Source organism: Pseudomonas sp. 32_A (assembly GCF_017490905.1).
GTDB lineage: Bacteria > Pseudomonadota > Gammaproteobacteria > Pseudomonadales > Pseudomonadaceae > Aquipseudomonas > Aquipseudomonas inefficax.
Window position 1 is genome coordinate 32,535 of the sequence record NZ_JAFGYI010000013.1, and the last position, 301, is coordinate 32,835.

The window sequence follows — 301 nt, forward strand, 5'->3', positions numbered from 1 at the left end:
TGCGCCATACCTGTGGGAGCGGGTTCACCCGCGAACACCGGCGCAGCCGGTGCCATCCACCGCGTCGCCTGCTTCGCGGGCATGCCCGCTCCCACAAGGACCCCACCAGCTGAGGGAATGCGCCATACCTGTGGGAGCGGGTTCACCCGCGAACACCGGCGTAGCCGGTGCCATCCACCGCGTCGCCTGCTTCGCGGGCATGCCCGCTCCCACAGGGCCCCCACCAGCTGAGGGAATGCGCCATACCTGTGGGAGCGGGTTCACCCGCGAACACCGGCGCAGCCGGTGCCAGCCACCGCGT